This is a genomic window from Frankia gtarii (assembly GCF_025403375.1).
In the GTDB taxonomy this organism is placed as follows: Bacteria; Actinomycetota; Actinomycetes; order Frankiales; family Frankiaceae; genus Frankia; species Frankia gtarii.
In genome coordinates this window covers 1-9,361 of the sequence record NZ_JAMPTM010000256.1, presented here as the reverse complement: position 1 = coordinate 9,361, position 9,361 = coordinate 1, and the positions used below count along the sequence as shown (strand labels likewise).

Annotated in this window: 4 protein-coding genes; 2 read left to right on the top strand and 2 right to left on the bottom strand. The window is 66.4% G+C overall.

Features of this window, described 5'->3' with window-relative positions; all coding sequences use genetic code 11:
* Positions 1–287 (bottom strand): lysozyme family protein (locus tag NBZ83_RS25995; RefSeq protein ID WP_498041078.1); only part of this gene is annotated, 287 nt, incomplete at its 3' end.
* Positions 288–1,759: 1,472 nt separating this feature from the next.
* Here NBZ83_RS25995 and NBZ83_RS25990 point away from each other — a divergent pair.
* Positions 1,760–3,055 carry a DNRLRE domain-containing protein gene (locus NBZ83_RS25990; protein WP_261575977.1) on the top strand — a complete coding sequence of 432 codons (1,296 nt, stop codon included), beginning with the start codon at positions 1,760–1,762 and terminating at the stop codon, positions 3,053–3,055.
* Complete coding sequence (locus NBZ83_RS33460; RefSeq protein WP_261575976.1) at positions 3,010–7,947, top strand: RHS repeat-associated core domain-containing protein; 4,938 nt, start codon at positions 3,010–3,012, stop codon at positions 7,945–7,947. Before NBZ83_RS25990 ends, NBZ83_RS33460 begins: the two co-directional genes overlap by 46 nt.
* Positions 7,948–8,602: 655 nt before the next feature.
* On the opposite strand, the gene NBZ83_RS25980 is transcribed toward NBZ83_RS33460, so the two are convergent.
* Positions 8,603–9,361 (bottom strand): hypothetical protein (locus NBZ83_RS25980; RefSeq protein ID WP_261575975.1); only part of this gene is annotated, 759 nt, incomplete at its 5' end.

Below are 9,361 nucleotides of genomic sequence, written 5' to 3'. Positions count from 1 at the left end.
GACAAGGGGGTGGTGGCGCTGGCTGTCGTGATTGTCTGGGGTGTGGGGGTGGCGCCGGTGGTGGTGTAGCCGGCGGCCCAGGCCAGGACGGCGCGGACGTAGTCGGCTGAGGGGCTGTAGCTGAGGATTGCGGTGCGGAGCTGGGTGGGGTTGGCGAGGTCGCGATGGTCGCGGCAGAGGTAGCCGGCTGCAGCGAGGGCAGCGTCGTCGATGTTGTGGGGGTCGCGAATTCCGTCGCCGCTGTTGTCATGGCCAGCGGTGTGCCAGGTGGTGGGGATGAACTGCATGGGACCGACGGCACGGTCATAGGTGCGGTTGCGGTCGAGAACACCGGCGGAGGAGGGCGCGGCCGTCGTGGCCGTCGAGGGATGGCCCGAGGATGGGACGGGTGATGGTGCCGTCGGGTGTGATGGGGCGTCCGGCGGCGTGGCCGGATTCGACTTTGCCGATGCCGGCGAGGAAGAGGGCGAGGAGCAGGCCGATCATGGGGACGGTGGCCAGCCCGGTGGCCGGCCGTCTGCGCCGGCGGCGCCGTTGAGTCCGACGGCTGGTTTTTGGGGCTGATGAGGTCGAGGCCGTCGGGTATGGCGGGTCCATCGACCTGATGGGGCGAACGGGCCGAGTCGGGGCTGTCAGTCGATGCGGGAAGATCGGCTAGGTGGGGGAGGTCGACACGGTCGGTCGGGTCGTGGGTGTCGGAGCCGGCCGCGTTGGGGCACGCGGGAGGGGGCTATCCCCGAAGGTGGCCGGCTCCCTTGCGGGCGAGCAGTCGGCGGACCGATGCCGCTCGCTGCGTCGAGGGAGCCGCCGGTGCCGGCTCATATGGCGATGCACCTCCTCTGTGATGTCGGACCCTTTTCGGGTTGCACTTCTGGGGATACAGCTGGTCCCGAAGATTCCTGGGAATGCTTCACCCGGAGCCCAGGGGAGGTCCTCGACGATGAGGGAAAGACGAACCATCGCGTTGACGGTGTTCACCGGTATGCATCGCTGATGCGTCGCGGCATGGCAGAGCCGGCGGTCGTGAAAGAGAAATGTGATCAGTGACGTGGATGTTAGCCCGGACCCACCCCGCGTTCGGGTCCGGGCTGGACTGTGACAGATCCACAGCCCTCTTGTCATCTGATTCGGAAGAAGAACTCCTTGCTGCCCATAACGATCAGCTATCGCTCGGACTCAGGAGTGGGCGAACGGTGGGCCAGGCGCGAGACGTTCAGCCTGCCTGGCCCCCTCCGGGAACGCCACGACCTGTCGCTCCAGAGGGGGCGGGCCTAGCCGGATTTCCCATGCTGTGGATGGCATAAACCAGTTGATAAGGAATTATAGCGGTCATACTGCACTCCCGGTCATCTTCTTTGGATCATCGCCGGCCGGCGTCTGGTCCAGATTTGCGGTTCCATCCCTCCAAATGTTTCAGTCAGGTAACGCCCCACTGTGTGACGGAAGTCGCTTCGGTGGCGGAAAGTAAAAATCCCTCCTGTGATCTAGGGCGTAAAGTCCCTTTCGTGGTGAATGTGGAGCCGCTGTCCTCTCCGTTGAACGGGTGGCCACGGCGAGCTCTTCAATGACATTGCGCACGGTAGTAGCAACGGATCAACAACCGGCTACGTCCGTTGCTTTTTTATGTGCCGACGGTCATTTTTGGTGATCCGGCGCAGCCCCCGAGCCCCTCGGGGGCTGCGCCTGTACCGCGCCTGCGGTCTACCTTTCCCGTCGGATCGGAGTTGGCGTGATGCGGGCATCCCCCGTGCGTCGTCGAATGTCCCTACCCCATTGCCTCTGCGTCCTGCTGGCCGCTGTTCTTCTGGGCACGATCACCGACTTCCTGCCATTGGCCGCGGCGTCGGCCGCACCGGCGGCGGCCGAGAAGCCGCCTTCCGTTTCAGGCCCGGCGGAACGGCCGGACCTGGTATCCGCTCAGCTCGCGGCTCGGGCCGAGCACCGCCGTATCGAGGTGACCTCGGCGCGGTCCGAATCCACGACCACCTACGTGAACCCGAACGGAACGATCACCGTCGACTCGTACTCCGGCGTGCACAGGGTGCGCCGTGGGGACGGCTGGGTCGACGTCGATTCCACCCTCGTCCTCGTCGACGGGAAGATCGTGCCGAAGGCGGCGAAGGCGACCATCAGCCTGTCCGCTGGCGAGAAGGCCGCGGGCGACGTCGCGACCCTGACGGACGGCGGACGGGAGGTGGCGTTCGGTTGGCCGACTGCCCTGCCGACCCCGACTCTCAAGGACAACGTCGCGACCTACCCGGCGGTGGCGAAGGACACCGATCTGCAGGTGAAGGTCACCCCGACCGGTTACGACGTGCAGATCGTCGCCCACACTCCCGCCGCCGCCCAGGCCGCGTTGAACCTGCCCATGCGCCTCAAGGGCGTCCAGGCCGAACGGACCAAGGACGGTGAACTCCGCCTGTCGTCCGGCGGGAAGCTCGCCGTCCGCTCACCGACCCCGCTGATGTGGGACGCCCACGTCGAACCGAAGGTCGGTCTACCCGACCGCATCCACGAGGTCGCGGCGACGCTGCAGGACGCCACGACCACGAAGCCGACCCTGACGCTGCGCCCGGACAAGGCCTGGCTGACCGATCCCGCCCGCCAGTACCCGGTGACGATCGACCCGGCCGCCGTCCTCGCCGACAACCTCGACACCGACGTCAACGACCACAGCCCGACGACGAACTACGACACCTTCGAGAGCCTGCGCGTCGGCGACTACACCGACTACGCGCTGCAGCGCTCCTACCTGGCGTTCAACACCTCCGGGATCGAGGGCAAGCACGTCACCGCGGCCACCCTGAACCTCTGGCAGGAAGGCTCCGCCACCTGCACGGCCAAGCCCATGCTGGTCCAGGGCTCGGCGAGCCTGGCCGCGGGCACCACGTGGAACACCCAGCCCGCCGCGGACGGGACGAACTGGTCGAACACCAGCTTCAACGTCGGCGGCTCCTGTTCCGGCTCCGGCACCGTGGCACTCGACATCGTCGGCCTGGTGCAGGCCTGGTGCAGGCCTGGTCCAGCGACAGCCAGCCCTCCCCGGAGACGCTGACGCTGCGCGCCCCGGACGAGCACGATGCCAGCCAGTTCAAGTACTTCGCCTCCGGCGACGACACCTCCCATCCCCCGACGATCAGCACCACCTACAACTCCTACCCGTCCGCAGTGGGCAATCGATCCACGTGGCCATGCTCGGCGCAGTGCGGCGGGACCCCACCTACCGTGCTGACGAACCGAACATCACCAGTCCTCAAAGGTACGACTACAGACGCCGACGGGGGCACCGTCCGCCTCGACTTCGAGGTCTGGGACCAGGCTGGCACCACAAAGATCACCGGCGGTGACAGCGGCTACGTCAGCCAGAACAGCGAGGGCTCCTGGACAGTGCCAGCCGGTCTCCTCACCGCCGGTGGCACCTACCAGTGGCGGGTCCGCGCCTACGACGGCGCCGACTACTCCCAGTCCTGGTCGTCGTGGATCCCGTTCACGGTCGACACCACCGCCCCGGCCGCGCCGAGTGCCCTGACCTCGTCGGCCTGGCCGTCGGGTGGCTGGTCGGGCACGACGTCGGGCACCGTGTCGTGGACCTCCCCGGGTGGGGACACCGCCGGATTCCTCTACGGCCTCGACGAGCCCTTCCCGACCACGTCGACCACCTCGACGGCCAGCGCGTCGCTGAGCCCCGCCGAGGGCCTGCACACCTTCTACGTCCGCACGATCGACACGGCGGGGAACCTGTCCACCGTCGCCTCGTACACGTTCGGTGTCGGCAACGGGGCGCTGGCCTCGCCAGCCGCGCAGTCCCGCGCTCAGCGGTTCGTGACGCTGCGCGGGGAGGCACCGTCCTCACAGGTGTCGGTCACCTACCGGTACCGGAAGGGAACGGACACCTCGACGGCCTGGGCCGATGTGCCGGCAGGTGACGTGACGACCCAGGGCACCACGTCCAGCCCGACCTGGCCGGCCCCGCGCAACAGCGCCGGGCTGTTCGACAACCAGATCTGGAGCCTGCCGTCCACCTTCGCCGGCAACGACGGACCGGTCCAGATCCAGGCCTGCTTCCGGACCTCCGGCGGGACCGTCTCCTGCACCGCCGGAACGACAATCCAATACACGATCAACGCCTTCAGCGACTCGAACGCCACGATCCCGGTCGGGCCGGGCACCCTCGCCCCGCTCACCGGTGACTACTCCGTCTCCGCCACCGACGTCACGATGCCCACCTACACCGGCAGCCTCACCGTCGGCCGGACGTTGACCACCCTGACCCCGCCCGCCGCCACCACCGATCCGACCGGCGTATTCGGGCCGGGCTGGACCTCGAACATCCCCGGTCCCGACGCCGGTTCAGCCGATCGCACCCTGGTGGACAACACCGCCAGCGGCGGATACGTCACCCTCACCAGCCCCGAGGGCGCTCCGGCGGTCTACACCCGCAGCGGTAGCGGCAGCTACCCGTATTACTACGCCGGTGTCGCCGACGCCGCCGCCGACGGGTCTATTCTCGTCAAGGACTCGGCCACCAAGTTCACCCTCACCGAGATCGACGGCACCAGGACCATCTGGTACGCCAAGACCGTCGGCTCGGCCACGGTCTGGGTCGTCGACCGGGTCGAGGAACTCGGCAGCGCCTCCACCTCGACTTTCACCACCGACAGCACCGGACGCGTCACTCGTATCCTCGCGCCGGTTCCCGCCGGGGTCGACTGCTCGGGCACCCTCGGCGCCGGCTGCCGTGCGCTGACCCTGACCTACGCCACCTCCACGACTGCGACCGGCAGCGGCGGCGACCCGGCCACCTGGGGTGACTACACCGGGCGGATCAGTTCCATCTCGATGTCACTCAACGGCGCGTCACCGATCGAGGTCGCCCGTTACCGGTTCGACACCACCGGCCGGCTGCGCGCCGAGTACGACCCGCGCCTGGACACCTCCGGCGGCAGTCACCTCGCCACCCTGTACTGGTACACCGACCAGAACCGCGTCCAGGGTTTCATTCCCACGGGCCAGGAGACCTGGAACTTCAACTACGACAGCTTCGGGCGGCTCATCAGCCTCACCCGCCCGCAGCCGGGCGGCGCCGGCAACGCCACACAGAAGATCGTCTATGGTGTACCGCTCACCGGTAGCGGTGCCCCAGTCGACGTGGCACCGAGTGCCGTCGCCACCTGGGGCCAGCAGGACCTGCCGTCCTGGGGCACGGCCGTGTTCCCGGCCAGCCACAGTCCGGCCGATCCACCCACCGTCTCGGACTGGCCCTACGCGGTCCTGAGCTATCTCGACGCCGACGGCAGACAGGTGAACACGGCCTCCTACGGCAACGGGGCCTGGCAGATCACGACCATCGAGCACGACCGGTTCGGCAACGTCGTCCGCCAGCTGACCGCGGAGAACCGCGCGCAGGCGCTGTCCCCGACCGCCGACACCGACGCGACGGTGGCCGCGCTGACCGACTCGGCTGCCCGTGCCCAGCTCCTCGATACCGACACCACCTGGTCCACCGACGGGGTGACGCCGGTCGACGCCTACGGGCCTACGCACCGCTACATCAACAACAGCGGGGTCCGTTCGTCAGTACGTCAGCACGTCCACACCGACTACGACCAGGGCGCGCCGACCGAGGGCGCGCCGTACCACCTGCCCACCACCGTCACCACCACCGCATACGACGGCAGCAGCGACACCGACACCCGCAAGACGATCAACGGTTACGAGGCGAAGACCGGCGCTGACGTCGCCACGTCCGGCTGGACGCTGCGTAAACCGACAACGGTGTCTACCTGGATGGGGGGCGGGTCCAACCCGGACATCGTCCGCACCACCTACTACAACATCGGCGGCCAGCCGGTCGAGGTCCGCCAGCCGAAGGCGAACAGCAGCGGCACGGACGCCTTCACCACCGTCACATCGTACTTCACCCCGACCGGATCCGGCGCGTGCGTCAACGCCTCGACGGCGGGCCTCACCTGCTCCGAGAGCCCGGCGGCGCAGCCGTCCTCCGGCAATGCCCTGCCGACCATCACTCACACTTACAACAGCCTCAATGAGCCCCTGACTGAAGTCGAGACCGTCGGGTCGACGACTCGGACGACCACGACGGTCTACGACGCCGCCGGCCGCAAGACCTCAGCCAATGTCACGGTGAGCCCCTCGGCCGACGGTGGTGCGGCCATGCCGACCATGACGTTCGGCTACAGCACCACGACCGGGCTGCCGACCACCACGACCGCGGACAGCATCACCCTGACCACCGGCTACGACACCTGGGGTCGGGTCACCTCCCAGACCGACGCCGACGGCAACTCCACCACCACCGCCTACGACATCGACGGGCATGTCTCCTCCGTCAACGACGGCAAGGGCACCTACGCCTACACGTATGACAGCTCGACCGAACACCGCGGGCTGGTCACCAGCCTCGGCGTCGGAGCCGGCTCGGCGCCGTCGACCTTCACCGCCACCTACAACGGTGACGGCAAGATCGCGACGCAGACTTACCCGAACGGTCTGGTCGCGACCAACCAGTACGACAACACCGCCAGCCCCACCACCCTGACCTACGCCAAGAGCGGCTCGACCTGGCTGACCTACAGCGAGATCGACAACATCAACGGCCAGGGCCGCGTCGTGGGCACCCCCAACCAGGGCATCGAGTACCTCTACGACTCCTCCGGCCGGCTCGCTCTGGCGCGCGACGTCCGCGCCAACGGCAGCACGCAGACCTGCACCTCGCGGCGCTACGTCTACGACGCCGACTCCAACCGCACCCAGGAGATCTCCTACCCCGACGCCGGCACCAACGCACCCGGCGCGACCTGCAGCACCTCCACCACACCCACCTATTCGCTGTCCCACAGCTACGACCAGGCCGACCGGATGACCGACACCGGCTACGCCTACGACAAGTTCGGCCGCACCACCACCGTCCCCGCCGCCGACGCCGGCGGCACCGCCCTGACCGTCGGCTACAACGCCGACGACATGGTCGCCTCCGAAACCCAGGGCTCGACCACCCGCACCTACACGCTGGACCCCGCCCGCCGGATCCGCTCCTGGACGCAGGGGTCGACCACCTCGACGAACCACTACACCGACAGCGCCGACGACAGCCCCGCCTGGATCGCCACCGGCAGCGCCTGGACCCGCAACATCCACGGCATCGGCACCGGCCTCGCCGCGGCCCAGGACAGCACCGGCACCGTCACCCTCCACCTCGCCGACCTCCACGGCAACATCGTCGCCACCGCCGACGACACCACCACCGCCACATCCACCACCTCGTTCCAGGAAACCAACGAGTTCGGCAAGCCCTACAATCCCACCACCGCCTATCCCCGCTACGGCTGGCTCGGCGCCCAACAACGCTCCCACGACACCCTGTCCAGCATCACTCTCATGGGAGCCCGGCTCTACAATCCGAACACCGGCCGCTTTCTCCAGACCGATCCCGTTCCCGGCGGCTCCGCCAACCCCTACGACTACGCAAACCAGGACCCCTACAACGGAACTGACCTTGACGGGCTTCACACCACGTACTACAAAGAGTTTTGCAGCCCGGTTGGATGTCTCGGGGGAAGCTCGACATGCTTCCAAATTTGCTCCTTCAACTGGTACTTCAAGTTCAAGGCGCCCTATAATTCTGCCTATTCTGTCGACATGTACTCCCGCGAACTCTACGTCAACGGGGACAATGCCCAGCGTGGCGATTATGGGCATGTCGAGAACGGCATGTACCTCTTTCATGGAAGTATCGGGGTGCCCGACTACAAAAATGGCAACAATATCCCGAGGGGGCGCTATACTGCTCACCTTCGATTCCGGCCGGACAAGATCAGATGGCTTGCTGAAGGCGACACGGTCCGTGTTGTCCTCGTGGCAAACGTAATCGAGCGGGGCGGTCGCCGCGCAATTCTCAGGGCGCAGGGAACCTGGCGAATCTGGTGATTCAGAACTCCGCTGTTTTGATCATCTGACCGTTTGACTCCCGGGTGGCGCGCGTACTGGCGGATGCCGACGTTCGCCAACTGTGCAACAGGGAAATGTGTCGCCGAGAGCAGGACAGGCACGCCGCTTACGAGTCACGAAGACGTCCAACTTCTTCGGGACCCGGATGGCGGCGTGCCTGTCACGGCGTTTTCCTGTGGACCGACTGACGTGGTGGTATCCGGCGGAGTGCCGCGGGAGGGAATCCGAGAACGGCTGGGGAGGGCCTCCGCAGCCGCGACGAGAGTGGAGTTCACCCGCTGCCATGCCTGCTCGTGGCCGTGCTGTACGCGCCGACCGCGGCCGGACACGATGCGGTTACCCATCCGGCGGCCGGGTCAGGCCAACTCGGTCCAACTCGCTGACCTCGCCCGTAGCCATTGAGACCGCGGAGGCAAGATCCGCCGCGTCCGCGATTCTGCCTTTCGGGAGGGCGACCTTACCGGCCCTGCAGCCACGAATCAGGCGACCTTCAGATTGGCCGTCAGCAGCGTCGTCCGCAGGTCTGGAGACCACTTCGTTCCGCCCGGCTATCAAGGCCGCACCGCCTTGATAGCCATATTTGATCTACATGTCCTTCCCTGAGGAAAGGCTATGGCACGCTGGTGCTGCCGGCCTATCGGGAGACTCTCAGGTCGCCGATAGCGCACAGAATATGACCTCCCGCCGCCTTGCACATCCAATTCACCGAATCCGACTCCTTCTCGGAAGATCGGTCGACCTGGACATACATTCCCCGGTCATGGTGTGCACATGAAGGCCACACATAAAAACTCACCTCCATCAGACTCTCCTGTGCTCCGCCGGCTACCGATGCCAATGTAGTCGAGTAGCTATTGGCATTGATCCTGGCATCCGCAGAGTAATTACCATCGGGTAGCGAGATGGCAACAGGAATTTCGATATCCTCGTCGAACGGGGCTAATGGTCTCAGTCTGAGCCGGCCTATCTCGGGTGCCGTAGCCGTCAGGTCCCTCTGGACCAGCCCGAGGGCCCACTCCAGCCGGTCCACTACCGTAGGATCGACGAGAGTCCGCACCCGCTCCCACAAAGGCGCATCCGAAGGCGGCACCTCGAATCCCAGCTCTGCCATCGCGACCGGCAGAAGCTCGCGAGCGGCCGAGTCATCGCCATTACTCAAACCGGCGATTTCCCTCAGTGCATCCCCATCGATCCCGTCCACCAACGCCTGCGCGGCAACATTGGGCAGACTTTCGGTCGGTTCCCTGATAAGAAAGTTGAACCAGGCTCGCTTGAGCTCGCCTATCTTCCGGTAATCCGCCATGAGTCGCAGCATATACGGCCGCCATTCGTGTGGATGGTTGGATGGTGCAGGGTAGATTTTTCCGGGTTTCGGCTCGGGGAGGTTGGGAGG